At 65.3% G+C, this 25,132-nt stretch carries 22 protein-coding genes; 13 read left to right on the top strand and 9 right to left on the bottom strand.

The window, feature by feature from the left end; translation table 11 throughout:
• Nucleotides 1-149 precede the first annotated feature (149 nt).
• Nucleotides 150-1,874, bottom strand: a complete 1,725-nt coding sequence (locus CXY72_RS08645; protein WP_104127285.1) for a glycoside hydrolase family 88 protein — start codon at nt 1,872-1,874, stop codon at nt 150-152.
• A 183-nt stretch (nt 1,875-2,057) separates the two neighbouring features.
• Here CXY72_RS08645 and CXY72_RS08640 point away from each other — a divergent pair, with 183 nt between their 5' ends.
• The 4 genes from CXY72_RS08640 (at nt 2,058) to CXY72_RS08630 (ending at nt 5,752) form a co-directional block, all read left to right on the top strand.
• Nucleotides 2,058-4,346: a polyribonucleotide nucleotidyltransferase gene (locus CXY72_RS08640; protein WP_104127284.1), complete on the top strand. Its 2,289-nt coding sequence runs from the start codon at nt 2,058-2,060 to the stop codon at nt 4,344-4,346.
• A gap of 155 nt (nt 4,347-4,501) precedes the next feature.
• A complete protein-coding gene (locus CXY72_RS19240) occupies nt 4,502-4,798 on the top strand; it encodes a hypothetical protein (protein WP_146071117.1) in 297 nt (98 codons plus the stop codon).
• 174 nt (nt 4,799-4,972) lie between these two features.
• A complete protein-coding gene (locus CXY72_RS08635) occupies nt 4,973-5,356 on the top strand; it encodes a hypothetical protein (RefSeq protein WP_146071116.1) in 384 nt (127 codons plus the stop codon).
• Nucleotides 5,357-5,416: 60 nt separating this feature from the next.
• Nucleotides 5,417-5,752, top strand: a complete 336-nt coding sequence (locus CXY72_RS08630; RefSeq protein ID WP_233197721.1) for a metalloregulator ArsR/SmtB family transcription factor — start codon at nt 5,417-5,419, stop codon at nt 5,750-5,752.
• 36 nt (nt 5,753-5,788) lie between these two features.
• Here the strand turns inward: CXY72_RS08630 and CXY72_RS08625 are convergent, their stop codons facing one another.
• The 7 genes from CXY72_RS08625 to CXY72_RS08595 form a co-directional block, all read right to left on the bottom strand.
• Nucleotides 5,789-7,318, bottom strand: coding sequence for an NADH-quinone oxidoreductase subunit C (locus tag CXY72_RS08625; protein ID WP_104127282.1), 1,530 nt, complete (start codon nt 7,316-7,318; stop codon nt 5,789-5,791).
• Nucleotides 7,318-8,766, bottom strand: a complete 1,449-nt coding sequence (locus CXY72_RS08620; RefSeq protein WP_104127281.1) for a proton-conducting transporter membrane subunit — start codon at nt 8,764-8,766, stop codon at nt 7,318-7,320. The genes CXY72_RS08625 and CXY72_RS08620 overlap by 1 nt, the downstream gene beginning before the upstream one ends.
• Nucleotides 8,766-9,425, bottom strand: coding sequence for a hypothetical protein (locus CXY72_RS08615; protein ID WP_104127280.1), 660 nt, complete (start codon nt 9,423-9,425; stop codon nt 8,766-8,768). The genes CXY72_RS08620 and CXY72_RS08615 overlap by 1 nt, the downstream gene beginning before the upstream one ends.
• A 9-nt stretch (nt 9,426-9,434) precedes the next feature.
• Nucleotides 9,435-10,376, bottom strand: a complete 942-nt coding sequence (locus CXY72_RS08610; RefSeq protein ID WP_104127279.1) for a respiratory chain complex I subunit 1 family protein — start codon at nt 10,374-10,376, stop codon at nt 9,435-9,437.
• The gene (locus CXY72_RS08605; RefSeq protein ID WP_104127278.1) at nt 10,373-12,385 is read right to left on the bottom strand and encodes a proton-conducting transporter membrane subunit; all 2,013 of its coding nucleotides are present in this window, start codon (nt 12,383-12,385) and stop codon (nt 10,373-10,375) included. Before CXY72_RS08605 ends, CXY72_RS08610 begins: the two co-directional genes overlap by 4 nt.
• Entirely contained in the window at nt 12,382-12,867 is a 486-nt protein-coding gene (locus CXY72_RS08600) for an NADH-quinone oxidoreductase subunit B family protein (protein WP_104127277.1), read from the bottom strand. The genes CXY72_RS08605 and CXY72_RS08600 overlap by 4 nt, the downstream gene beginning before the upstream one ends.
• Nucleotides 12,868-13,060: 193 nt before the next feature.
• Nucleotides 13,061-13,525 (bottom strand): Lrp/AsnC family transcriptional regulator, encoded by a 465-nt coding sequence (locus tag CXY72_RS08595; protein ID WP_104127276.1) that lies wholly within the window; start codon nt 13,523-13,525, stop codon nt 13,061-13,063.
• Between the two features lie 131 nt (nt 13,526-13,656).
• Here CXY72_RS08595 and pdhA point away from each other — a divergent pair, with 131 nt between their 5' ends.
• The 4 genes from pdhA (at nt 13,657) to CXY72_RS08575 (ending at nt 18,134) form a co-directional block, all read left to right on the top strand.
• Nucleotides 13,657-14,769 carry a pyruvate dehydrogenase (acetyl-transferring) E1 component subunit alpha gene (gene pdhA, locus CXY72_RS08590; protein WP_104127275.1) on the top strand — a complete coding sequence of 371 codons (1,113 nt, stop codon included), beginning with the start codon at nt 13,657-13,659 and terminating at the stop codon, nt 14,767-14,769.
• A 98-nt stretch (nt 14,770-14,867) separates the two neighbouring features.
• Nucleotides 14,868-15,827, top strand: coding sequence for an alpha-ketoacid dehydrogenase subunit beta (locus tag CXY72_RS08585; protein WP_233197730.1), 960 nt, complete (start codon nt 14,868-14,870; stop codon nt 15,825-15,827).
• Nucleotides 15,824-17,260 (top strand): dihydrolipoamide acetyltransferase family protein, encoded by a 1,437-nt coding sequence (locus CXY72_RS08580; protein WP_104127274.1) that lies wholly within the window; start codon nt 15,824-15,826, stop codon nt 17,258-17,260. Before CXY72_RS08585 ends, CXY72_RS08580 begins: the two co-directional genes overlap by 4 nt.
• Before the next feature lie 211 nt (nt 17,261-17,471).
• Nucleotides 17,472-18,134 (top strand): 4a-hydroxytetrahydrobiopterin dehydratase, encoded by a 663-nt coding sequence (locus CXY72_RS08575; RefSeq protein WP_104127273.1) that lies wholly within the window; start codon nt 17,472-17,474, stop codon nt 18,132-18,134.
• A gap of 17 nt (nt 18,135-18,151) precedes the next feature.
• Here CXY72_RS08575 and CXY72_RS08570 read toward each other — a convergent pair whose 3' ends face one another.
• Nucleotides 18,152-18,751: a TetR/AcrR family transcriptional regulator gene (locus CXY72_RS08570; protein WP_104127272.1), complete on the bottom strand. Its 600-nt coding sequence runs from the start codon at nt 18,749-18,751 to the stop codon at nt 18,152-18,154.
• Between the two features lie 112 nt (nt 18,752-18,863).
• Here CXY72_RS08570 and CXY72_RS08565 point away from each other — a divergent pair, with 112 nt between their 5' ends.
• Genes CXY72_RS08565 through CXY72_RS08545 form a run of 5 tightly spaced genes read left to right on the top strand, consistent with a single transcriptional unit; the run spans nt 18,864 to nt 25,132 of the window.
• The gene (locus tag CXY72_RS08565; protein ID WP_104127339.1) at nt 18,864-20,471 is read left to right on the top strand and encodes a carboxyl transferase domain-containing protein; all 1,608 of its coding nucleotides are present in this window, start codon (nt 18,864-18,866) and stop codon (nt 20,469-20,471) included.
• A 14-nt stretch (nt 20,472-20,485) separates the two neighbouring features.
• Complete coding sequence (locus tag CXY72_RS08560; protein ID WP_233197720.1) at nt 20,486-22,531, top strand: biotin carboxylase N-terminal domain-containing protein; 2,046 nt, start codon at nt 20,486-20,488, stop codon at nt 22,529-22,531.
• Nucleotides 22,528-23,694, top strand: coding sequence for an acyl-CoA dehydrogenase family protein (locus tag CXY72_RS08555; protein WP_104127271.1), 1,167 nt, complete (start codon nt 22,528-22,530; stop codon nt 23,692-23,694). The genes CXY72_RS08560 and CXY72_RS08555 overlap by 4 nt, the downstream gene beginning before the upstream one ends.
• 20 nt (nt 23,695-23,714) lie before the next feature.
• Nucleotides 23,715-24,212, top strand: a complete 498-nt coding sequence (locus CXY72_RS08550) for a MaoC family dehydratase (protein WP_104127270.1) — start codon at nt 23,715-23,717, stop codon at nt 24,210-24,212.
• Complete coding sequence (locus CXY72_RS08545) at nt 24,209-25,132, top strand: CoA ester lyase (protein ID WP_104127269.1); 924 nt, start codon at nt 24,209-24,211, stop codon at nt 25,130-25,132. The genes CXY72_RS08550 and CXY72_RS08545 overlap by 4 nt, the downstream gene beginning before the upstream one ends.

Here is a 25,132-nt window from a genome sequence, read left to right as displayed (position 1 = left end):
TCATTGTTCGCTCGTTCCCCGCTCGAGCGCGAGCTGGCGAGCAGATCGGCGTCGATCGAGCAGATCGGCCTTGACCGAGCAGACAGGCATTGACCGCGCAGATCGGCGCAACAGCGCCGGAGGGATCCGGGCGATCACTCGAACCTCGGTTATCGGGTGGAGCCGGCCCAGAGCTCTTCGATCGACACGACGAGGGGCGAGGGAACGGCGTTGCTGCCGGAGTACAGCACCAGGCCGATGGAACCAACCGATTGCAGGCCGGCCGTCGAGTCGCTCGTGCTGACCTGCCATGTGCTGGGTTCGGCCGTGCCAACCTTCCATACCTTGGCTCGAATCGCCGTGGGCGAGGCTCCCGTGACCTGCAATCGAAGTTGCAGTCGATTTCCAGGGGCGTAGGTGAGCCCGGGAACGATCAGATCCACCACGGTCGAATTCGTGCGTCGAATCTGCAGCTTGACGCTTCCATTCGGCGCCACAACGAGCCTGGCTCCGTAGGACGCGCTGCCGATGCGCCGACCGATGACCGCGATGTAGGCAGACCCGGTAGTCGGTCGCACGAAGTTGAGGCTCGTGCGCACCTCAGTGTCCTGGCTGGACACTCCATTCAGGTACGAACCCCGGGTGCTTCCCGGCGTCGTGGTCAGCTGCGCGACTCCGCGTGCCACGGAGGAGCCGGTGGCTGCGGTCCACGAACCTCCCAGCTCGGCTGATCCCAGGGCGCCGGTGACGGTGCGACCGAAGGTGTCGGAGGCCAGGACACCGCTCAGTCGGGCGACCTCGGACGCAGCCAACGTGAACGCACCAACGCAGTAGGCAATGGACGTTGTCGTGCTGGGATTGGCCGGGGCCTCCCCAACGCCCTGGCAGTTTGACAAGAAGCCCGAACTTTTCAGCGAAATCGTGCTGAGTCCGGCCCAAGCGCGCGTGATGACTGGAAGGTAGGTCGCCGAGTCGAGTAGGCCGGTGCGGATGCCGTACGCCATCGCGTAGACGAAGAGCGCCGTACCGCTGGTTTCGGGCGCTGGAAAGAGTGACGGGCTGAGCAGGCTGCTGCGCCACATTCCGTCAGATCCCTGGAGCTGGGCCAGCCGGGCGGCCATCTTCTGGAGCATGGTTTTATACTCGGTGAACTGCGGGTCTGCCGGCGGCAACACCATCAGCGTGCGCGCCATCGCCCCGATCACCCAGCCGTTACCTCGCGCCCACATGACTTTGTGGCCGAGCGAATCTCGCTGTCCGACGTACTTGCAATCCCGCCACCACAGCTGTTCGCTCACATCAAACAGCCCGTCGGCGGTGCAGCCAGGCCGTACCGGCGTCGTGCCGTCGTTCTTGAGAAAATTATAGAACTGCGAATGCTTCGCTTGATAAGTGGACTTGCCGGTTCGGGTAGCCCAGCGCGGCCACAGGGGCAGGCCCATGAACATCGAGTCGATCCACCAATACCGGTTGGGTGCGAGGCTGAGGTCCCCGGCCATGAGCCTGTCGGATGGCGCAAGGTTTGCATTCACCCCGACATTTGCGGAGTCCTGCCAGACCTGGATGGCCGCACGACTGTCGGGGTTCGACGTGGGGCTTGACGGTGCGTCGGCGGTCCAGTTGTTTCGTGCGCCCCAGGACTGCAGCCACTGTCGGTAGATCGGATCATTGGTTTCCTGAACGAGGGCCTCTACCCCCATGAAATAGGGGGCCCATTTCCAGCCGGCATCGGAGCTCGCTCCGCCATTGTGCGCATAGAAATAGTCGGTTGCGGAGCGCGCGGCCTGCACGATTGACGAACGAGAGGGCAGTGCCGCAGGAGCGGCCTGCGAGGTCTGCGCGGTCGGCAGAACAATGACGATAACTGTCAAGAGCAAGGCGAGCACGGTTTTCATGGTGACAAAATACTCGCGGACCGCGATTCTGGCAAGGCTGACGCCGGTGGCTTCGAGCGGATCTGTTAGGCTGGACGGGGTCGATTTTTACGGAATCGACTCGTCCAACTCGCTTGTCATACGGGCACGCGAGCCTTCGTCGCCAGAATGGCGAGAAGCAAACTTAAAGGAGAAAACCCCCACATGGAGGGTCCAGAAATCACGTTCGCCGAGACCGTTATCGATAACGGCAAGTACGGCAAACGCACCATCCGTTTTGAAACCGGGCGTCTCGCCCAGCAGGCGCAGGGGTCTGCCGCCGCGTACATTGACGAAGAGACGATGCTGCTCTCCGCCACGAGCGTCAGCAAGCATCCGAAGGACAACTTCGATTTCTTCCCGCTCACCATCGACGTCGAAGAGCGCATGTACGCTGCCGGCCGCATCCCGGGCAGCTTTTTTCGCCGCGAAGGTCGTCCCTCGACCGACGCGATCCTCACGTGCCGCCTGATCGACCGGCCGTTGCGCCCGTCGTTCGTCGATGGTCTTCGCAATGAGATCCAAGTCGTCATCACCGTTCTGGCCATCGAACCCGACGAACTGTACGACGTGCTCGCCATCAACGCGGCCTCCATGTCGACCCAGCTCGCCGGTCTGCCGTTCTCCGGACCGATCGGTGGCGTTCGCGTCGCCCTCATCCCTGACGAGAACGGTGGCGGGCAGTGGGTTGCCTTCCCGAAGCACTCGCAGCTGGACGACGCCGTGTTCAGCATGGTCGTCGCCGGTCGCGTTGTCACGGACGCCAGCGGCGTTCAGGACGTCGCGATCATGATGATCGAGGCCGAAGCGACCGATGCAGCTTGGAACCTGATCAAGGGTGGCGCCATCGCGCCCAACGAAGCCGTCGTTGCCCAGGGCATCGAGGCCTCGAAGCCCTTCATCAAGCAGCTCGTTTTCGCGCAGCAGCAGGTAGCCGACGCTGCGGCCAAGCCGACCGCCGACTTCGCGCTGTTCCCGCCGTACCAGCCAGCCACGTACGACGCTGTCGCCGCCCTGTCTTACGACCAGCTCAAGACGGTCTACACGATCGCCGACAAGGTCGAACGTCAGAACGCAGACGACGCGCTCAAGGCATCCGTCAAGACCGCCATCGCGGCCAAGGTCGACGCCGGCGAGCTCGACGCGAGCGCCAACAACCAGGTCAACGCGGCATACAAGTCAGTCACCAAACTCGTCGTGCGCTCACGCGTACTCAACGAGGGCATTCGCATCGACGGTCGTGGACTGGCCGACATCCGTCCGCTCGACGCCGAGGTTGCAGTCATCCCGCGCGTGCACGGCTCGGCCATCTTCCAGCGCGGTGAAACCCAGATCCTGGGCGTCACCACCCTGAACATGCTCAAGCTCGAGCAGTCGATCGACTCCCTGAGCCCGGTCACCAAGAAGCGCTACATGCACAACTACAACTTCCCGCCCTATTCGACCGGTGAGACCGGCCGGGTCGGAACGCCGAAGCGTCGCGAGATCGGCCACGGCGCGCTCGCTGAGCGTGCCCTCGTTCCCGTGCTGCCGTCACGTGAAGAGTTTCCGTACGCCATTCGTCAGGTCTCCGAGGCGCTGAGCTCCAACGGATCCACCTCGATGGGTTCCGTCTGCGCCTCGACCCTGTCGCTGCTGAACGCCGGTGTGCCGCTGCGCGCCCCCGTTGCTGGAATCGCCATGGGCCTGATCAGCGACACCGTCGACGGTCAGACCCGCTACGCGGCCCTGACCGACATCCTCGGCGCCGAAGACGCCCTCGGTGACATGGACTTCAAGGTCGCCGGCACGAGCGAATTCATCACCGCGATCCAGCTCGATACCAAGCTCGACGGCATCCCCGCCTCGGTTTTGGCCGGCGCGCTGACCCAGGCGAAAGACGCCCGCACCACGATCCTCTCCGTGCTCAACGCGGCGATCGACGCCCCCGACGAGATGGCGCCCACCGCGCCTCGCGTCATCAGCGTGCAGATTCCCGTTGACAAGATCGGCGAGCTGATCGGCCCGAAGGGCAAGACGATCAACTCGATCCAGGACACCACCGGTGCCGACATCTCGATCGAGGAAGACGGCACCGTATACATCGGCGCCGTCGACGGACCGTCGGCCGAAGCCGCACGGGCCCAGGTCAACGCCATCGCAAACCCGACCAACCCCGAAGTTGGCGAGCAGTTCCTCGGAACCGTCGTCAAGATCGCCGCGTTCGGTGCCTTCGTCTCGCTGCTCCCGGGCAAGGATGGTCTGCTGCACATCTCTGAGGTGCGTAAACTTGCTGGTGGTAAGCGCGTCGAGAACGTCGAAGACGTTCTCGGCGTCGGCCAGAAGGTTCTCGTGGAAATCACGAAGATCGATGATCGTGGCAAGCTGTCGCTCGCCCCGGTACTCGACGAGGCTGCTGACACCGAAGGCCGGGCCGCGGCTTCCGACAGCGCAGACGCGTCGACCGAGGTCTAAACTGCCCCACTAGATCTCCCGATCACCTCTCGCCAGGTCGGTCGGGTTGACGGAAGGCCCGCACTGCTTGCAGTGCGGGCCTTTTCGCATCCGTCGCCCGAGTGACAGCATGTGCACGCCTTGTCGTGCTTGATCTCCGGTACTACGTTCGCGGCATGACAAATACACGGTTAGTTTCAGGATTCCCCCGACGCATTGGCGCGGTCGCCCTGGTCACTGCTGCCTTGCTGGCGGGCACGGTCGGTGCTCCGGCACTCGCGCAGAGCGATACCGCTCGCTCAGGCCCGGCTGCCACATCTACAGTCGGATACGTCGCCCTCGGCGACTCGTTCACTTCCGGCCAGGGGGCCCCGCCGTACATTCTGGACGGTACTGCGTGCCTGCGCTCTAAAACGGGCCAGTTACCCGATTTTCTCCGCCCTGGTCAGCTCCTACCGGCTTTCGTCGAATAACGCCTGTTCCGGTGCCGCCACCACGGATGTCCCCGGCCAGCTCCGCGGGGTGAGCACCAGGACCGCGTTGGTCACGTTGACCGTTGGCGGCATCGACGCCGGCTCCAACGTGGTCTTGGCTGCGTGCGCCCCGACCCCGCCAGCCCGGTCTGTGCTGGTGCCATCAGTACCAGCGTGACTCAGCTGCGCCTTCTGGCTCCCAAGCTCGTGGAGACCTACGGGCTCGTGGCGGCGACGTTGACACAGGCGAAGATCGCGGTTTTGAGCTATCCACGGCAGTTCAAGCCGGGATTCTCCACGCTGGGGGATGCGCTCAACGGTGCAACCGACGCGCTGAACCTCGTTATCAAGGGCTCCGTCGGGGCAATGGGCACGGACCGTATCCGCTTTGTCGATGCATCGCAGGAATTCGCCGGGCACGGCATCGGGTCACGCGTACCGTATTTTGCGTTTGATGCGCTGAACCCGTTCGCGCCCGCCAATTTTCACCCCAACGCCTACGGGAACAGTCTCGGCTACGCGCGTGCCGTACTCAACGATGGGCTGCTGCGCCGTTAGGCGCGATGCGCAACCCGCTATCTAGTTGAAAGAATCATAAGGTAGCGATATACTCAGATCGTGCTGAGTTCTGGTCTATCCGTCGCCCAATTAAAGTCCGACTTGTTCAAGTCGTTGGGACATCCGTTGCGCGTGCAAGTTTTGGAACAGCTCGTTGCCGGTGAACGCTCGGTGGGTAGTTTAGCCGAGACGCTCGGTTGCGAGCTATCCAACCTGTCGCAGCAGCTCGGCGTGCTGCGTCGTGCCGGCGTGGTCGCGACGCGTCGCGAGGGAAACTCCATCTTCTATGCCCTGAAAGACGCGAATTCGATTGAGTTGCTGGCTGCGGCCAAGCGCATGGTGCTGGCCAACCTTGCGGACTCGCACGCTCTGCTCCGCCACCTCGAAACGGAATAGTCCTCGGCCACAGCTAGTCGGGTACCGTCAGCCTGTCTACAGGTCGTTTCCGCCGTACGAGAGGTTGAAACTCTTGTTTGTGAGCGGAAAATCGGGAACGATCGTCTCCGACAAGGCCTGCGGCACGGCGGGCCAGTTCAGAAACGACGGGTCGACGATCTTCACCCGGCTGAGTGTGCCGTCGGCGGCGAGTTCGACCCGGTGCGTCGTCGTACCCCGCCAGGCCTCGACGAGGGCAAGGCCCGTGCCGGTCGAGGTGGGTTTCACGCTGAACGCGGTACCGGTGTGACCGCGTAGACGCAGCAGCAGGTCGAGCACGACGGCGGTCGACACTTCGAGCTCGCGCGCACGCACGGTGTACCGGGCCAGTACATCGCCGCCCTCTTCCGTGACGACGTGGAAGACTTCGCCGAGGTTGACGAACGGATGCTCCAAGCGCGCATCCGAAGCGATACCCGACGCGCGAGCGACATAGCCGAGCGTTCCAATCGTGAGGGCCTGTGCCCGGGACAACCGGGCTGTCCCGGTGAAGCGACCACGCACGATGGCATGGCCGAGAGTGATGCCGACCAGTTCGGCTACGGCCGCGCTCACGCTGGTGAGCTCGGCCGCATCGGGGAGTGCGGTCACGCGCGTGCCGCCGACGCTGAGGGCGCCGCGCAGCAGACGATGCCCGGTGACCGACTTGTTGATGCGCATCAGTTGCTCACGCAGGCCCTGCGCGTGCGCGTCGATGATGCCGAAGCCCACGTCGTTGGCGAGCGAGCCGAGGTCGGTCACGTGGTTGTAGAGGCGTTCGAGCTCCAGTAGCAGGGCACGCAGTAGCCGGTCCGGCTCGGAGACGTCGATACCGCCTGCCTGCTCGACGGCCATGACAAAAGCGAGGGAGTGGCCGACGGCGGTGTCACCGCTGATCTGCTCGGCCAAAAGCACGCCCTCGGCAGCGGTCTTGCCCTCGAACACTTTTTCGACGCCGCGATGCAGGTACCACTGGCGGGCTTCCATGCGTACGATGGTTTCACCCACGACCGAGAACCGAAAGTGACCGGGCTCGATGATGCCGGCGTGGATCGGGCCGACTGCGATTTCGTAGACGCCGGGCCCTTCCACCGGCACGAACGGAAACGACTCAACGTCAGGCTCGAACTTCGGCACGACGGCATTGGCGCGCAGCATCGGGTACCAGCCGCGCGGCCAGTGGCCATGGCGCACCAGACGGTGTGGCTGCGGGTGGTTGCGGGGAACGATACCGTACAGGTCGCGTATTTCGCGTTCGAAGTTGCCCGCTGACAGGGATATTTCGGCAAGGCTGGGAATCCAGGCGTCGTTTTGCGGCACGCTGACCGCGAGGTCTGCGCGCAGCGACGGGGTGATTCCGACGAAGGAATACACGATGCGAAAGTCGTCGACGTCCTCGTGGCAGGCGACGAGGGCCAGCCGGCTACCAGCATCCAGCAAGGCGCTGGCAGCGCCCGGCAGTTGGGAACGGTCCAGGTATCGCAGTTCAGTTCCCCCAGCCGCCAGGTTATCGGCGGCCAGGTCGTGCGGCGTTCGCTCATCACGCATCAGTTACTACCTCCCAGAACGGCTGTGGCCTGCAGTAGAAGAGTGCCGACCGGTTCGGCGACGAACGCGACCGTCGCCGTCGTCGCCAGGGCCAAAATGATCGGCAGACGTGGACCGTGGGCCGAGTAGTCGGGGGTGAACCCAACGCCATTGGCGGGAGGGCCGAGAGTCATCTGAACGGTCAAACGGGTAAACGCAGCGAAGATCACGAGCAGCAGCACCAAGGCCGCTCCCACGACACCGCCGAGGCCCACCGACCAGCCAGCCATGATAATGCCGACCTCGGAGAAGAAGATGCTGAACGGCGGAAAACCGACGATGGCTGCCATGGCGATAAGCCACGGCACGGCGAGGCCGGGCCGTCGCACCAGCAGGGCGCGAACGTCCGCGATTAACGGGGTGCCCTCGACCTTGAGGATGCGGCCGGAGATCACGAACAGGGTCGCCTTGATCAGGCCGTGGCCCAGAACGTACAGCAGTACCGAGGGGAGCGCGGCTGGACCGATAGCGACCCCGATGGCCATGAGGCCCATATGTTCGATGCTGGAATAGGCGAGCATCCGTTTGTAGTCGCGTTGGCGGATGAGCAGCGATGCGGCTACGAGGAGCGAGAGCAGGCCGCCGACGCTGAGCATGGTGCGCAGAAATTCCGGGCCGATCACGAGGTCGGTGATCGACTGGATGCGCAGGATGGCGTAGAGCGCGACCGAGAGCAGTACGCCGGACATGAGGCCGGAGACCGGCGCCGGGGCCTGGCTGTGGGCGTCCGGCAGCCAGCTGTGCATCGGAGCGAGGCCGGCCTTAGTCGCGAAACCCAGCACGGCGAGGGCGCCGCCGGCGGTGATGAGCGCCGGGTCGAGGCCGAGGTTTGACTGACTGAGCTGCACCCAGGACAGCGTGGGGGTGTCGGTGCCGACGGACGCGGCGTAGATGAAGCCGATGCCCAACAGCGCGATGGCCACGCCGACCGAACCGAGGATGACGTACTTCCAGGCTGCCTCGAGGGAGCGACCGGTTCGGTGGTGACCCACGAGGAAGGCGGTGGCGATGGTGGTTGCCTCGACGGCGGCCCACATCAGGCCGATGCTGTCGGCGAGAACGGCGAGGGACATGGCCGCGAGGAACAAGGCGATGAGGGCCTCGTAGCTGGCAGCGTCTTTTGTGCGGCTCGATGCGGCGCTGCTGAGTCCGCCCCAGGTTGCAATGAGGCCAACCGCTCCGACGACGCTGATCATGTAGGCCGAGAGGGCGTCGGCGCGCAGCATGCCGCCGCCGGTTTCGGGCACGGCACCGTTCAGTACGGCGCTCACCAGCAGCAGGCCGGCGATCAGGACAGCGCTCGACGCGGCGACGCCGACGAAACGGCGTAGCGCGAAGGTGCCCGGTAGCAGGCTGAGCCCGGCAAGGGCGAGCGGGCCGACCAGGGGAATCCACAGTATTAAGGACATCAATCGTGCAACTCCCTGAGCTGATCGACGGCCGTGCCGCCGAACTTGGTGCGCATGCGGCCCGCGAATACATGCAGAATAAGCACCACCAGCAAAACGTCGAGGGAGAACGCGAATTCGAGCAGAATCGGCACCCCGCCGCTAGTGAGAAACGTAATCGTGGCGATGCCGTTGTCGAGCAGCAGAAAACCGATGAGCTGCGATCGGGCACGGCGCCGGCTGATCAGCAGCAGAAATCCGATGAGCACCATGGCGAGGCCGATCGGAGCGGCATGACCGGTGCTGCTGTCGCCGAGACCGAAGACACGACTGACGACGACATAGCTGAGGATGGTCAACAGGGTGACCGTCAAGAGCGCAGCGGTCGGGTTGAGCCGGGGCGATTCCTGAATCTGTTTTATTGATGCCTTGGATTGGTAGGCGAGCACCCAGGGAAGGCCGATGCCCTTGACCGAGAGGATGAGGAGCGACACGAGCACCAGCTCAGACTCGCCCTCGGCGATCCCGATGACTGCCACGAGAGCGGCGAGAGCGATGCCTTGCAGGGCGAGTAGTCGAATCGATGCGAGCAAGGAGTGTCGCCAGACCATGAGCGCGCTCGTCAGCAGCAGGGCCCCGGCGCACAGGCCGATCAGTTGGGGGTAGATGTTCTCAAACACGGATGCTCCTCAGGCGACCAGGTAGGAGGCGGTGACGGCGAGGAAAGCGAGGGCGAACGAGCCGGCGAGCAGCTCCGGCACCTGGAACAGACGCACCTTGGCGAGGAAGATTTCGCCGACGCTCAGCACCACGCCGAGCACGAGTACCTTCACGGTGATGCTCACGACACCGACAGCCAGGCCGAGCGCGCTGAAATCGGTCAGGACGCCCCACGGCACGGCCAGGTTGCCGACCAGGCCGAGCAGGGCGGCCAGCTTCAGCCAGGAGCCGACTTCGAGCCAGGCCAGGTCGCGCCCGCTCGCTTCCAGGATCATCGCCTCGTGCAGCATGGTCACCTCGAGGTGGGTGCCCGGATTATCGATGGGAAGTCGGGCGGTCTCGGCCATGATGGCGATCGACAGGGCGACGAGGGCCAGCACGCTGACCGGCGAGATGATCACCTCGGGGGAGAGCAGCCGGGTTTCAACGATGACTGACAGGGTGCTGGTTCCGGCCGGGATCGAAAATGCGTAGATGGAGAGCAGCAAGGTTGGCTCAACGAGCGCCGCGACTGTCATGTGCCGACTGGAGCCCATGCCGCCGAAGGCTGTTCCGCCGTCCAGGCCGACGAGCGCGAGGGCCACGACGCCGATCAGCATGACGGAAACAATGACGAACAGGTCGCTGGGAACCAGAGCGAAGGGAATGGTGCCCACAAGCGGCAGCAGCACGCACAGCAGCAGGCTGGACACGACCAGGGCGACCGGGCCTGCCCTCAGCATCCAGCTGCTGTCGGTGGCGCGCACCGGGTTCTTCGCCAGCAGCTTGCGCACGTCGCGCCACGGCTGCCAGATTCCAACTCCGGCTCGGCCTTCGATCGTGGCCCGCACCTGGCGGATCACCCCGATCAACACCGGGGCGAGGAAGACGAACAGGACGACCTGCACGACGGCGATGATGACGGCGTTCATAGCGAGACCACGATCAACACGATCAGAAGAGCCACGAAAGAATAGGACAGGTAGCGGTGGATGCTGCCGTTGGCGATGTGGCGCACGACGATTCCATAGCGCTGGAACAGGTTGAGTACCGGTCGATACAGCCGGGTTTCAAAGACATCCGACACTCGTTGTTCCACCCGTACCCGTTCCACCAAATATCGAGACTCGGCCACGTGGGTGACCTGCACGTCGCGCGACGGTTTGAGCACGTCGTCGAAGACTCGCACGAGCGGCTCGGCGTAGGAGGTTGCGGTGTACTGCATACGCGGCCTCGCCCGGGAGCCGCCGCCGCCCCAGGGCAGCTCGACCGTGCGATGTGGATACCGAAGGGCCGACACGATGATCGAGACGATCACCGGAATGGCCACCAGGACCGAGAGCACGACGAGCATGAGCGGATCGAGCACCGCCCCGATGCCCGGCAGCGAGACGCCGCCGAGACCGACGGACTGCACGGCGGCGCTCGGGTTTGAACTGACGGTCTGCGCTACGAGCGCGGCAATCGGGCCGGGGAGAAGGCCGAGGGCGAGTACGAAGAGGGCGCCAAGGACGAGGGAGAGTTGCATCAGCGGCGGCACTTCGTGGGCCTCCGCTGCTTCAGTGCTGCGCGGTCGGGCCAGGAAGGCGATCCCATAGGCCTTGACGAAGGTCAGCAGGGCGAGGCCGGCGGTGAGGGCGATCACGGCGACAGCGAGGGGCATGGCAACGGATGCCGCGACCGAGACGACCGCTCCGTCGAGGCGACCACCGTGGATGAGCGACTGCAGCAGCATCCACTCGGCGACGAAGCCGCTCGTGATGGGGATCGCAGCGGCGCCGAGGCTGGCGATGCCGAACGCGGCGGCAGTGACGGGCATGCGGGCGCCGAGTCCGCCGAGGCGGTCGAGGTTGCGTTCGCCGGTGGCGTGGATGATGGCGCCGGCGCCGAGGAACAACGTCGATTTGAACGCGGCGTGGCTGACGGCGAGGAGCAGGGCGGCCACGAGCGCGGCATCCGCTGCCGCTTGCGCGTCGTAACCGCGCAGCAGCATGCTCGCGCCGAGTGCGAGAAAGACCAGACCCATGTTTTCCGTTGTCGAGTAGGCCAGCAGTACTTTGAGATCGCTCGACACGGAGGCCTGCAAAATGCCATAGAGAGCGGATGCGCCGCCGACCACCATGATCGCGATGCCCCACCAGGCGGGGCCGTCGGGCAGGAGTCGCACAGAGACCAGCAGGCCGCCGTAAACGCCGATCTTGACCATGGCGCCGCTCATCGCGGCCGAAACGTGGCTGGGCGCTTCGGGGAGTACCCGGGGTACCCACACGTGCAGCGGTACCAGTTCGGCTTTGCCACCAAAGCCGAGCAGAAGCAGCACGAAGGCTACGTTCGCGGGCACGGGTTCGATCTCCTGCAGGTTGGTGAAGCTCGTTCCGCCCGAGGCGGCGGCGAGCACGGCGAAGCCGGCGAGGATGAAGAAGAAGCTCAACTGCGACATCGCCGAATACCAGATACCGGCCGAAGCGACCGTTGCCCGGCTGGCATGGTCGGCCAGCAATAGCACCGTGGAGCCGAGGGTCATGATCTCCAAGGCCAGCAGAAACGAGACCGAATCCGTCGCGGCCGGCACGAGCTGCATGCCCACGAGGAACACCGGCATGGCGACCCACGCTGTGCGGCTCGCGTCGGGTCCATGGGTGGAACTCATCGAGTAGAGCGATACGAGAATGCCCACGCTCGAAACGATGAGCATGAACAGGCCGCCGAGACGATCGGGGGCCAGTAACAGCGGGTCTATGGGCAGGGCAATCGAAATACGCAGGCCGCCGGTGGCGCCGAGCATGGCCCCAAGGCCGGTCAGAAAGCCGATCACGGCGATGAGGGTGCAGAGTATGCCGACCGCGCGCGACCGCAGAGACGGTGCCGCTGTCAGGGCGGTCAGCACGGCCAGCGCGCCGAGGCCGAGTTGCAGGAGCAATCCTGCACCGATGCCGCTCATCGGCCGGTCATTCGGCGCAAGGCTCGCACAATATCGGCTGGCTCTGGTGGGCTGCCCGGCACCTCGATATCCACGTGCACGAAATCGGAAACGGGTCCGATGATGCCGTAACCGTCGCGGAAGGCACCGCCGTGCAGGGCGCAGTCACCGACAGCGATCACGAACCGGGGCGTGGGGGTGGCCTCAATGGTGCGCAGCAGGGGCTGGGCCATATTACGAGTCACGCTGCCGACGATGAGCAGCACGTCGGCGTGCCGCGGTGAGGGAACCAGACGCACGCCGTAGCGTTCCACGTCGTAGACGGGGCCGAACGCGGCGGCCACCTCGAGCGCACAATCGTTGCAGCCACCGGCATTGATGAAACGCACCTGCACGCTGCCACCAAAGGCACGAGCGCCGGCAAGTAGCGGCGGGGTAGGCGGTGCCGGTTCGGCAATGCGTGCTCCGTGCCGAATGAGAGTGGCCAATCGCAGGAAACTCATCCGATTCCCCGATGTGCATGCATATTCACGAAACTGCTGCCTTCTCTGAGGAACGCGAAGTCGAAGGGTGAAGGGCAGGCGACGGATTCTACGGTGCGTCTGGTTGTGTGCAAGACTACCAACGCAGTTGACTTCATTACTTCTTTATATAACTATATGGAGAATTTAGCAAATAGATTGTGGCAGGCACTGCCTACCCCCGGCGGTCGAGCAACGGTGTGAGGCGATACGGGATAACCTCCCCCATCGCGAGCGATGTCTCCGTGCGCTCCACGCCGTCGCAGGCGAGGATCGTTCCGTCGATGCGAAACAGGTCGGCGGCATCCGTGCAGACCACCCGCACGAGGAGATCGGCTGGTCCGCTCATGCCGTGAGCCTGCACGATTTCAGGGATCAGTGCAAGGTCGATCACGATCTGCGCAAGCCGCTTCTGCTGCACGTGCACCTCGATGAACGCCGTCAGTGGGTAGCCGAGGGCGGCTGGATTGATGCGGCGATCGAAGCCGAGAAAGGCGCCAGAGTCTTCTAAGCGCTTCATGCGTGCCTGCACGGTATTGCGGGAGAGCCTGAGTGTGTCGGCGAGCGCAACGAAGGTACTGCGCGGGTCGGCGGAGAGTGCTTGGAGGAGCTTGGTGTCGGTCTTGTCAAGGCTGTACATAGTGCAAAACATTAACACGCTCTGGCGAGCCTGAATAGGGCACTCTGCGCACTATTTTTGACAGTGGTTGTGCTCGCTGTCGGGTCGACATAGGCTCACGTCAACTTTAGCAATGACGCTCGGAGCGCCCCATGATTGACTTCTCACCCCAGCTCGTGCAGCTTCTCGCAATTGACGGCGCGCGAAAACCCCGCAGTGACTTCGACCCGTGGGTTGAAGACCTCGATGGAACGGCCCTCCTGGCGCTGTACCGGGACATGGTCGTGGTACGCCGCATCGACACCGAGGCCACCGCCCTTCAACGCCAGGGCGAACTCGGCCTGTGGCCTCCGCTGCTCGGCCAGGAAGCCGCCCAGGTCGGCTCGGCCCGCGCCCTGCGCAGCGACGACTTCATCTTTCCCAGCTACCGAGAGAACGCTGTCGCCTACTGCCGTGGCGTCAACCTCACCGACATCGTCAAGGTCTGGCGCGGCAACGCCCAGTCCGGCTGGGACCCGTACGCGGTCAACATGGCGACACCGGCCATCATTATTGGCGCGCAAACTTTGCATGCCACCGGCTGGGCGCTCGGTGCCCAGCGCGACGACGTCGATTCCGTCGCCATCACCTACTTCGGTGATGGTGCCACGAGCCAGGGCGACGTGAACGAGGCCATGGTCTTCGCGGCGAGCTTTCAGGCCCCGGTGATCTTCTTCTGCCAGAACAACCAGTGGGCTATTTCCGAGCCGGTCAGCGTGCAGGCACACCGCAATATCGCCGATCGTGCGCCGGGTTTCGGCATCCCCAGCCTGCGTATCGATGGAAACGACGTGATCGCAGTCATGGCAGCGACCCGCATGGCCCTCGACCGGGCCCGCACCGGCGGCGGTCCCACCTTCATCGAAGCGGTCACCTACCGCATGGGACCGCACACCACAGCGGATGACCCCACCCGCTACCGAGACCCGGCCGAACTCGCCGAGTGGAAGACGCGCGACCCCGTGCTGCGTCTGCACCGGCTGCTGACCAGCCTCGGTCAAATCACGCCCGAGGTCGAGGCGGAAACGGCGGCCCTCGCCGACGCCGCAGCAGCCGAACTGCGGGCAGGCTGCATCGGCATGCCCGACCCCGAACCGCTCAGCGTGTTCGATCACGTCTACACCACCCCCAACGCCACCCTCGAGCTCCAGCGCGCCGACTACGCCGGGTACCTCAGAAGCTTCGACACGGACCGCGATACTGCCGAACAGAACCGAAAGGCCTGATGACCATGACCACCCTGATGACCCCGGCAATCGTGTCGACGGTTCCCGGCCTCAATGCGCCGCAACCCACCCCACTCAGCGAGACCCAGACCCTCACCATGGGCAAGGCCATCAACGAGGGCCTGCGCCAAGCCATGCTCGATGACCCCAAGGTCGTGCTGCTCGGCGAGGATATCGGAGCCCTCGGCGGAGTCTTTCGAGTGACCAGCGACCTGCTCGCCCAGTTCGGGGCTCGCCGAGTCATCGACACCCCGCTCGCCGAATCCGCGATCATCGGCACCGCCGTTGGCTTGGCCTATCGCGGCTACCGCCCGGTCTGTGAGATTCAGTTCGACGGCTTCATTTTTCCCGGCTTCGACCAGATCGTCAGCCAGGTGGCCAAATTCCACTACCGCACCCAGGGCGCCGTGCATATGCCGATCACAATCCGGGTGCCATTCGGCGGCGGAATCGGAGCGGCCGAACACCACTCCGAATCGCCGGAGGCGTACTTCACCCACACCTCCGGTCTGCGAGTGATCGCCGTATCCAAGGCTCAGGATGCCTACAGTCTTATTCGGCAGGCCATCGCGAGCGACGACCCGGTGCTCTACTTCGAGCCCAAGCGCCGCTATCACGTGAAGGGAGAGGTCGTGCCAGAGCTCGGGCTTCCGATGGAGCAGGCCGTCATCGTGCGCCCCGGAACGGACGTCACACTTCTCAGCTACGGGGCGCTCGTGGCGACCGCACGGGACGCGGCGCTCGCCGCCGCCGCCGACGGCGTGTCGATCGAAGTCATCGACCTGCGTTCACTGTCACCGGTGGATTATGCGCTGGTGGAGGCATCCGTTCGTAAAACCGGGCGGCTGGTCGTGACGCACGAGGCGGCCCGGTCAGGCGGACTCGGCGGCGAGATCATCGCGACCATCACCGAACGCTGCTTCAGCTACCTGGAATCCCCGCCGGTGCGGGTCACCGGCTTCGACGTGCCCTACCCGCCGGCCAAGTTGGAAAGCCACCACCTGCCCGATCTCGACCGCATTCTCGACGGTGTCGACCGGGTCATGGGGCGACGATGATCAAGGTCTTCAAGCTGCCCGACCTCGGTGAGGGGCTCACCGAATCGGAGATCGTCGCCTGGCTCGTTGCGCCGGGCGATGAGGTCACGCTCAACCAGCACATCGCCGACGTCGAAACGGCTAAAGCCGTTGTCGAATTGCCCAGCCCGTTCGCCGGAGTCGTGCGCGAGCTGCACCAGCCGGCCGGGGTAGTCGTGCACGTCGGCGAACCGATCGTCTCCTTCCAGATCGGCGCCGCCGATGAGCCCACAGATTCGTCGCCAACAACGGATGCCCCGGCTCCGGCTGTGGCTGCGGCCGAGCAGCGTGAGGCCAATCTGGTCGGCTACGGCCCCGCCGTCGAGCGGGGCGGACACCCCCAGCGTCGTGCCCGCAGGGGAGCCGGTGATGCATCAAGGCCCGCAGCACCCGTCGAATCCTCCGCCGCGGCACCCGCGACAGCACTCGTCGCACCGTCCACCGCACCGCCCACCGCAGCAGTCACCGCAGCACCTGTCGAACCGTCCGCTGCGCCGTCCACTGGGGACAGACCGCGCTCGACGCCGCCGGTGCGCGCCCTGGCCCGTGACCTCGGGATTGACCTCACTTTGGTCACTGGCACCGGAAAGGACGGCCTGATCACGCGTGATGACGTTCACGCCCGTGTCACCGAGGCAATGCCGACCCCCGACCTGCACGGGGCCGTGCCACCCGCTGCGACGGCTGCTCGGCCGGCCACGAGCGGTGACCACCTGAGCGAGACCCGTTCGCCGATCAAGAGCCTGCGCAAACTCACGGCGGCCGCCATGGTGCAGAGCGCGTTCACCGCGCCACACGTAACCGAGTTTCTCACCATCGACGTCACCCCGACGGTCGAACTGCTCGCTTCGCTGCGCGCCGACCGTCAGCTCGCCGATGCGGGCATCGGTATTCTCGCTGTGGTGGCCAAGGCGCTCTGCCTCGCCGTGGGCCGCACGCCGTCGGTGAACACCCGGTGGGACGAGCCCGCCGGCGAGATCGTGCAGTTCCACCACGTGAACCTCGGCGTCGCTGCCGCGACCCCGCGTGGACTTCTCGTGCCGAACATCGTCGATGCTGAACGGCTTGACCTGCGCGGCCTCGCTGCGGCGCTCGCCGAGCTCACCAAGTCAGCCCGGGCCGGCACCACCACCCCGGCGGCCCTTGCCGGCGGCACGATCACCATCACCAATATTGGAGTGTTCGGTGTCGACGCCGGCACCCCTATCGTCAATCCAGGGGAGGCGGCGATCCTCGCGATAGGCGCCATCCGCTCGCGGCCGTGGGAGTATCACGGCCAGGTCGCCCTGCGCCAGGTGCTCACGCTCAGCGTGTCGTTCGACCACCGACTGGTCGACGGCGAGCAGGGTTCGCGCTTTCTGGCCGACATCGGCACCATCCTCGCCGACCCGGCCCGGGTACTGACCATGATCTAACCCCTTCAACTCTCCCCACCATCACGGGCCGGCCATCAGACCAGCACCAGTCGCTCTAGCCCGTCTCGGGCGCATAGCTCCTGCAATCTGTCCGACCGACCAAAAAGTTCCGCGGAATGACGGAGCAGCCAGGTTTCGACGCTGCAGATTGCAGGAGTTGTGCACCAGACGGGCGGTTGACCGGGCAGCGGGGGCGTAGCAGAGTGGAGGCATGAACGCAGAAGCTGCACTCCTCGCCCCCTTCGTGACGAAGAAACAACTCGCGGGCACCGCTTTCGTGCATCTCGACGGATGCCTGCACGCCACGTTTAGCACCCAGGACTTCGCATCCGCCCTCGAACTGGTCAATCGCATCGGCGAGGCCGCCGAGGCGCTGAATCACCATCCCGACGTGCGTCTCGGCTACGGGGCGGTGTCGCTTGTGCTGACCTCGCACGATGCCGGGGGAGTCACCGCGCGCGATGTCGAGCTCGCGGCCCGGGTGCAGCAGATCGCCGACGCTCTCGGGGCCGAGGCGCGTCCGGCGCACCCGACGCGCTACGACATCGCGATCGACTGCATCGACGCGGATGCCGTGCGTCCATTCTGGCGGGTCGGCCTCGGCTACACCGAGGTCACCGGCGATGACGGCGTGGAACTGGTCGACCCGCGTGGCCTCGCCCCCAAGGTATGGTTCCAGCACATGGAAATCGCCCGCATCGAGCGCAACCGCATTCATGTGGACGTCTACGTGCCGAGCGATGACGCTGAAGAGCGAGTCGCGGCCGTGCTCGACGTGGGCGGCGCGCTACTCAGTGACGAGCACGCCCCCGATTGGTGGGTGCTCGTCGACGTCGAGGGCAACGAGCTCTGCGTCTGCACCGCTGCGTTCTGACCGGTTCGTCTGGGCCGTTACGCGCCCGGCAGGCCGAGGGCGGCGAGGGCCATCTCCTCGAGCAGGGCACGCTCCGCGGCCCGTGAGGATATGCGGGCGCTGTGCGGCGTGGAGTTGAGCAGCCCGAATGTCGCGTGGGCCCGAACGCGCAGCAGCGCCTCGTCGACCGCAGGGTGCACGCGGTGCAAAACCTCAACCCACAGTTCCACGTACTCGCGCTGCAGCAGCCGCACCCGATGCCGGTCCGACTCCGCGAGGCTGTCGAGGTCGCGGTCTTGCACCCGGATCACCTCGGGGTTCGACAGCGCGAAGTCAACGTGAAAGCGCACGAGGTCGCCCAGGGCGGCAGCAGCATCCGTTGCCTCGGTCACAACGCTTCGCCCACCGGCTACGAGATCTTCGCTCACATCGATGAGCAGCGCGGCCAGTACGGCCTGCTTTCCGCTGAAATGTCGGTAGACGGCCGGCCCGCTCACCCCGACCGCCGCGCCGAGGTCTTCGATCGAGACCCCCTTGAATCCGGACTGGGCGAAGAGCGTGGCTGCTGCGCTGAGCAGGGCCGACCGTCGGTCAGCCTTGGCCCGGCTCCGCGACGTGGTTTCGATCGGTGCGTTCATGCGAGCCTCCCACTGGACATTTCAGTTAATTCTGACTAACCTGAACTTCAGTTAGTGAACACTAACTGTACTTGATACCGGGTCGCCCGGCATCGCCAACGGGAAGATGTCGATGGAGACGCTCGCGAGTCAGCTCAACTCCTCTGCCGAGACGTTCCGCAGCAATGACGCTGCCCAGCGACAACTCGTCGCCGACCTGAAGCAACGCCTCGCCACGGCCGCCCTCGGCGGGCCGGAGAAGTCCCGCCAGCGCCACCTCGCCCGCGGCAAGCTGCTGCCCCGTGAGCGCATCGACCAATTACTCGACGACGGCAGCCCGTTCCTCGAGATCGCGGCGCTGGCTGCGACCGGTCTCTACAATGACGACAGCCCGGGAGCGGGCGTCATCGCCGGAATCGGCCTCGTACACGGGCGCTATGTGCTCGTAATCTCCAACGACGCCACCGTCAAGGGCGGCACCTATTACCCGATGACGGTGAAAAAACACTTACGGGCCCAGGAGATCGCCTTCGAGAACCGCCTGCCCTGCGTGTACCTCGTTGATTCCGGGGGCGCCTTCCTGCCCCTGCAGGCCGAGGTTTTTCCCGACCGTGACCACTTCGGCCGCATCTTTTACAACCAGGCCCGGATGTCCGCGGCCAAGATTCCGCAGATCGCTGCGGTGATGGGATCGTGCACCGCCGGCGGTGCCTACGTTCCCGCCATGAGCGATGAGACCGTGATCGTGCGGGGCCAGGGCACCATCTTTCTCGGCGGACCGCCCCTGGTGAAGGCCGCGATCGGCGAAATCGTCACCGCCGAAGAGCTCGGCGGTGGTGACCTGCACGCCCGCGTCTCCGGCGTCACCGACCACCTCGCCGAAAACGATGAGCACGCCCTGCAAATCGTGCGCGACATCGTCTCGACCCTCCCTCGAGCCGAGGCTCCGGCATGGAGCGTGATCCCTACTGTCGACCCGGTCGCCGACGAAAGCGAACTCTATGGAGCCGTCCCCGTCGACGTGCAGGACCAGTACGACGTGCACGAAGTGATCGCGCGCATCGTCGACGGCAGTGAATTCCACGAATTCAAGCGCGAATACGCCACCACCCTCGTGACCGGGTTCGCGCACATCCACGGCCACCCGGTGGGTATCGTCGCCAACAACGGCATCCTGTTCGCCGAATCTGCGCAAAAAGGCGCCCACTTCATCGAACTCTGTGACCAACGCGGAATCCCGCTCGTCTTTTTGCAGAACATCTCCGGTTTCATGGTGGGCCAGGCGGCTGAGGCCGGCGGCATCGCCAAGCACGGTGCCAAAATGGTCACTGCCGTCGCGACTGCCCGCGTGCCCAAACTCACGGTGGTGATCGGTGGCTCCTTCGGCGCCGGCAACTACTCCATGTGTGGCCGCGCCTACTCACCCCGTTTCCTGTGGATGTGGCCGGGAAGCCGCATCTCGGTGATGGGCGGCGCGCAGGCGTCCTCCGTGCTCGCCACCGTCAAGCGCGAGCAGATCGAGCGCGGGGGAGACACCTGGTCGGCCGAGGCCGAGACCGCCTTCACCGACCCGATCCTCGAAAAGTATGAGGAGCAGGGCAGCCCCTACTATTCGACCGCCCGGCTGTGGGACGACGGCGTCATCGACCCGGCCGACACCCGCACGGTGCTCGGCCTCGCCCTCGCTGTGTGCGCCGCCGCGCCGCTTGGCGAGTCCGCCTTCGGCCTGTTCCGAATGTGAGTGAGAGGATTCCTGTGACATTTGACACCGTCCTGGTCGCCAATCGCGGCGAAATCGCCTGCCGTATCATTCGCACCCTGCGCGAGCGGGGCATCCGCTCTGTCGCCGTGTACAGCGACGCAGACCGTGACGCTCGGCACGTGTCGCTAGCGGATACCGCGGTGCGCCTCGGTGGCGCCGCGCCGGCTGACAGTTACCTGAACGTAGAAGCCGTTCTGGCCGCTGCTGCCCGAACCAGGGCCCAGGCGATTCACCCCGGATACGGCTTTCTCAGCGAGAACCAGGTGTTCGCTCAGGCCTGCGCCGACGCCGGAATCGTGTTCATCGGGCCCAGCGTGCACGCGCTCAATACGATGGGCGACAAGATCCGCTCGAAGAACCACGTGGCCGGTTACGGGGTGCCGATCATCCCCGGGGTGGCTCAGCCGGGCCTCAGCAACGAGCAGTTGATCGCGGCGGCCGTCGACGTGGGGTATCCGATGCTGATCAAGCCCTCCGCCGGTGGCGGCGGCAAGGGCATGCACGTGGTGGAACGGGCTGAAGACCTGCCCGCCACCCTCGAGGCCGCACGGCGCGTGGCGCAGAGCGCCTTCGGCGACGACACCCTGCTGCTCGAACGGCTCGTTGCCACCCCGCGGCACATTGAGGTGCAGGTGCTCGCCGACAACCACGGCGCCGTCATTCATCTGGGCGAGCGCGAATGCTCACTGCAGCGGCGGCACCAGAAGGTCATCGAGGAGGCACCCTCCCCCCTGCTCGATGAGGCGATTCGGGCCCGCATCGGCGAGGCCGCCTGTGCCGCTGCCCGCAGCGTGGGTTACAGCGGCGCGGGAACCGTGGAATTCCTGGTGTCGGCGGCCGCGCCCGACGAATTCTTCTTCATGGAGATGAACACCCGCCTGCAGGTTGAACACCCGGTCACCGAGCTGGTCACCGGCCTCGATCTGGTGGACTGGCAGTTGCGCATTGCGGCGGGGGAGCCACTCACGATCCCCCAGTCCGATATATGCCTCACGGGGCATGCGATCGAGGCGCGGGTCTATGCGGAGAACCCCGAGCGCGGCTTCTTGCCGACCACCGGCACCGTGCTGCAGCTGCACGAGGCCAGGGGCGAGGGCGTGCGCGTTGACAGCTCGCTGGCTCCGGGCCTGTCGATCGCCTCGCACTACGACCCGATGCTGGCCAAGGTGATCGCCTGGGCTCCCACCCGGCTTGAAGCGTTGAACCATCTCGACCGGGCGCTTGCCGACACCGTCGTGCTCGGCGTGCAGACCAACACTGAATACCTTCGGCTGCTGCTAGCGGATGCCGACGTGCGTGCTGGCCGCCTCGACACCGGTTTGATTGAACGCAAGCTTCCCGACCTCACTTTTCGCACAGCCGACAGACACGTCCTCGCCGCCGCAGCCTTGTTCCTGCACGGGCGGGTGCCGGCGGGGTTCGATCCGACGGGCGCGAACGCTGTATGGACGCGGCCGAGCGGGTGGCGGATGGGCTCGCCGCGTCCGGTGCGGTACTCGCTGGGAGTCAGCGCGACCGACGCCGTGGAGGTGCGGGTTGTCGGGGCGTCGGAGGCGGCATCCGTCTCGCTCGATGGGCGGCCGGCCGTGGAAACCGCACTCACGCTGGTCAAAGGTCGCCCGGGCGCGTTTCGCATCGATTACGACGGCGAGACCCGCGTGTTCGCCATCGAGCAGTCCGGAGCGCACGTATATATCGGCTCCGACGGATTCTCGATCGACCTACGACACCGATCACGGGCCGAGCAACTCGCGGAACACCTCGCGGGGCGCGACCGCGTGCCAGGGGCGGTCGGCCCAGACGTGCGATCGCCGATGCCCGGCACCGTTGTCGCCGTGCACGCCGCCACTGGTGACACCGTGCAGGTGGGCCAAACCATCCTCGTGGTCGAGGCCATGAAGATGGAGCACAAACTCGTGGCCGCCACGTTCGGCCAGGTCACGGTGAACCTCAAGACGGGTGACCTGGTGGCACTGGACCAGATCGTCGCGACGATCAGCACCCCCGAAACCAGCGCAGACAAGGAAGATGCAGAATGACCTACGAACTCACTCCCGAATACCAAGCCCTGAGCGACACGGTTCGAGATTTCGCCGATACCGTTGTCGCGCCGGCCGCCTACGAGTACGACACGAAGCGCAGCCTGCCCTACGGCATCATCGCCGAAATGGGACAGATGGGCTTGTTCGGACTGCCGTTCCCCGTGGAGTACGGCGGCCAGGGCAATGACTACTTCGCGCTCTGCCTCGCCGTGGAGCAGCTCGCTCGTGCCGACCAGAGCATCGCCGTCACCCTCGAGGCCGGTGTGGGCCTGGGCATCATGCCGGTGTTCCGCAGCGGTACCGAGGCGCAGAAGCACGAGTGGGTTCCCCTCCTGGCGAGTGGCTCAGCGCTCGCCGCGTTCGGCCTCACCGAAGCAGATGCCGGCTCAGACGCCGCGGGAACCAAGACCACCGCCGAACTCACGGGCGGCGAATGGGTGATCAACGGCACAAAGCAGTTCATCACCAACTCCGGGTCGGACATTACCCGCCTGGTGACGGTGACGGCGGTCACGGGGGAGGCCACTCGCGCCGACGGTTCCATCAAGAAAGAACTGACCGCCATTCTGGTGCCGACACCGACCCCCGGTTTCACGGCACTCCCGCCCTACGACAAGGTCGGCTGGCACACTTCAGACACCCACCCGCTTGTGTTCGACGACGTGCGCGTGCCGGAGGCCAACCTGCTCGGGGAGCGTGGCCGCGGTTTCGCCAACTTCGTGCAGACCCTCGACGAAGGCCGCATCGCCTTCGCCGCGCTGTGCACCGGCGCGGCGCAGGGCTGCCTCGAAGAGTCGATCCGCTATGCCAACAGCCGTAATGTCTTTGGCCGCTCGATCGGCTCCAATCAGCACATCGCGTTCAAGATTGCACGGATGCAGGCGCGGGTTCACACCGCGCGCCTCGCCTACTACGATGCTGCGCTGAAAATGATCAACGGCAAACCCTTCAAGATGGAGGCTTCGATCGCCAAGATGGTCGGCAGCGAAGCGGCTATGGACAACGCCCGCGATGCTACGCAGATCTTCGGCGGATACGGCTTTCTGAACGAGAATCCGGTCGCGCGGCACTATCGTGATTCCAAGGTGCTCGAGCTGGGCGAGGGCACGACCGAGGTGCAGCTCATGGTCATCTCGCGGGCCCTGGGATTCACCAGCTGACCCAGATTAAGGAGAAGCAGATGTCCGACCCCGATACGCCCGAGCGCCATCCGGTGCGCCAGCGCGGTCTCTACTTCGAGGAGTTCGACCTCGATGCGCTGTATCAGCACCGCCCCGGCCGCACCGTGACCGAGGCCGACAACGTGCTGTTCACGACGATGACCATGAACACGCAGGCGTTGCATCTCGACGCAGCCTGGTCGGCCACCCAGCCGTTCGGCGAACGTCTGGTCAATTCCATGTTCACCCTCTCGACCATGGTCGGCAGCTCGGTGGCGCAATTGACCCAGGGCACGATCGTGGCGAACCTGGGATTTTCGGCCGTGACGTTTCCCCATCCGCTGCATCACGGTGACACCCTGTACTCGGAGAGCATCGTCACCGGTAAACGGCTGTCGAAAAGCCGCCCCGGTCAAGGCATCATCACGCTCGAACATACCGGGCGCAACCAAGACGACGTCGTGGTGGGCACGGCCGTACGCACCGTGCTGGTCTGGTGCGAGGACGCCGCGCAATGAGCGGCGCGTTCGGCGGTGACCCGTTCAATGGGGAAGAGTTCGACCCGGACTTCGACCCGACCGGCCCCGATCCCTTCGATGACAGTCCTGCCGGGCTCAGCCCCTTCACCCTGGCGCCGTTCACGCCGGGCCCGGCTCTGCTGTTCTGCCCGGCCGACCGGCCCGAGCGCTATGCGAAGGCGGCCGAGCGTGCCGACGCCGTCATCCTCGATTTGGAGGACGCCGTTGCGCCCGAGGACCGGGTGGCTGCGCGGCGCGCGCTGATCGAGCATCCGCTTGAGGCCGCCCGCACGATCGTGCGCATCAATCCGGCCGACACGACTGATTTTGCGCTCGACCTGGCCGCGCTCGAGCGCACAGAATACCGCGACGTCATGCTCGCTAAAACTGTCAGCGCCGGCCAGCTTGAACGCCTGGCCGAGTACCGGGTGATCGCCCTGTGCGAAACCGCCGCCGGAGTCATTTCGGCGACGGAGATTGCCGCAGCACGTAACGTCGTCGCGCTCATGTGGGGGGCCGAAGATCTCCTCGCCTCGCTCGGTGGTACCTCGAGCCGGTTCGCCAACGGTAGCTACCGTGACGTCGCCCGCTACGCACGCTCCCAGGTATTACTGGCCGCTCGAGCCCACGACAAGGCCGCGATCGACGCCGTCCATCTCGACATCATCGACACGGCCGGCCTCGAACACGAGGCAGCGGATGCCGTCGCGAGCGGCTTCACCGCGACGGCGTGCATCCACCCGAGCCAAGTGGAGGTCATTCGGGCCGCCTATCAGCCGACCGCCGCCGAGGTGGACTACGCCCTCGGGCTGCTCGAAGCCGCCGCGAGTGCGCGCGGTGTTTTTCAGCACGGGGGCCGCATGATCGACGGCCCCGTGCTGCGCCACGCCGAGGCCGTACTGCGCCGGGCCGCTCGCTGA

This window comes from Cryobacterium sp. Y57 (assembly GCF_002929505.1).
Taxonomy (GTDB): Bacteria; Actinomycetota; Actinomycetes; order Actinomycetales; family Microbacteriaceae; genus Cryobacterium.
The sequence above is the reverse complement of the archived record's forward strand: the minus strand, read 5'-3'. Positions and strand labels throughout refer to the sequence as shown.